General features: G+C 60.7%; 2 protein-coding genes. Both read left to right on the top strand.

Going from position 1 to position 1,663, the window contains the following annotated elements; translation table 11 throughout:
- A partial coding sequence (locus NW809_RS12415) for a hypothetical protein (RefSeq protein WP_414402283.1) occupies positions 1 to 183 on the top strand: 183 nt, incomplete at its 5' end.
- Positions 137 to 1,663: polyribonucleotide nucleotidyltransferase (locus NW809_RS12410; RefSeq protein ID WP_414402282.1), on the top strand; the 1,527-nt coding region annotated here is incomplete at its 3' end. The genes NW809_RS12415 and NW809_RS12410, both read left to right, overlap by 47 nt.

Genomic DNA, 1,663 nt, shown 5'->3' with positions numbered 1-1,663 from the left:
ACCCTAGCCTTGCTGCAGCTCCCCGGCCAGAGCCAGAAGAACAGTTTTTGGCGACGCCCCAACTCTCTCCCACCAGAGAACAAAGCAAAAAGAGAATGCTACGATAGCGGCAAGAAAAAAGAAGGCGAAGCGTTACATGGCGGAATATACTCGGTCGATTTCCTTTTACGGGCGGGAAATTGACATCAATATTGGGTTGATGGCTCCCCAGGCAGGTTGCGGAGTCTGGTTGACTTCTGGGGAAACTTCGGTCTTGGTCACGGCTACGCGACAAGCCGGTCGTGCCGGTGTCGATTTCTTGCCTTTGCTGGTGGACTATGAGGAGCGGCTCTACGCTGCCGGGCGGATCCCAGGAGGCTACTTGCGGCGGGAAGGTCGGCCACCGGAGCGGGCCACCCTGATCTCTCGTCTTATAGACCGGCCCCTGCGGCCTTTGTTCCCAGAATGGCTGCGGGACGATGTGCAAATCGTGGCCACCACCCTCTCGGTGGACGACAAGGTGCCGCCCGATGTGTTGTGTATTTTGGGGGCCTCGCTGGCCATCCACAGCGCTCGCATCCCCTTCAACGGCCCGGTGGCGGCGGTGCGGGTCGGCTTGGTTAAAGATGAGTTCATCATCAACCCCACCTATGCCGAGATCGAGGCCGGCGATCTGGATTTGGTGGTGGCTGGCTGTGCCGACGGCGTAATCATGGTGGAGGCCGGCGCCAACCAACTGCCGGAAAAGGACGTGGTCGAGGCCATTGAGTTTGGTTTCGAGGCCGTTCAAGAGCTGCTCAAGGCCCAACAGCAAGTTTTCGCCGATCTCAACATCACCCCTGTGGAGCTGCCCCCGCCCCCTCAAAATGAGGAGCTGGTTGCCTTTGTGGCAGAACACGCCCAGGAGGAGATTCGCTCCGTCCTCAGGCAGTTCCTGGATAAGACCAGCCGCGAGCAACAACTGGAGGCGATCAAGGCCAAGCTAGAGGCCCAGATCCAGGCACGGCCAGAGGGGGATCCCTTGCGGCTGTATCTGCTGGAAAATCCCAAGGAATTGGACAACCAGTTCAAGGCTTTGACCAAGAAGCTGATGCGCCAGCAGATCTTGCAGGAGGGGGTGCGGGTGGATGGGCGCAAGCTGGACGAGGTGCGACCAGTCTCTTGTCGGGTGGGCTTGATCCCACGGGTACACGGCAGCGCTCTGTTCAACCGCGGCCTCACCCAAGTCCTTTCCATCACCACCCTCGGCACCCCTGGTGATGCCCAGGAGCTGGACGATCTGCACCCAGTGGACGAGAAGCGTTACATGCACCACTATAACTTCCCCGGCTTTTCCGTGGGAGAAGTGCGGCCCTCGCGCTCGCCGGGACGGCGGGAGATCGGCCATGGGGCGCTGGCGGAGCGGGCCTTGGTGCCGGTGCTGCCCAAGGAGGAGGAGTTTCCCTACGTGGTGCGGGTGGTCTCAGAGGTGCTCTCCTCCAATGGCTCCACCTCGATGGCCTCAGTCTGTGGCTCTACCCTGTCTTTGATGGATGCCGGGGTGCCGATCAAAGCGCCGGTCAGCGGCGTAGCCATGGGCTTAATTAAGGAAGGGGACGAGGTGCGCATCCTCACCGACATCCAGGGCATCGAGGACTTTTTGGGGGATATGGACTTCAAGGTGGCCGGCACGCGGGCCGGGATC

The organism is Synechococcus sp. WC101 (assembly GCF_047461555.1).
In the GTDB taxonomy this organism is placed as follows: domain Bacteria; phylum Cyanobacteriota; class Cyanobacteriia; order Thermostichales; family Thermostichaceae; genus Thermostichus.
The sequence above is the reverse complement of the archived record's forward strand: the minus strand, read 5'-3'. Positions and strand labels throughout refer to the sequence as shown.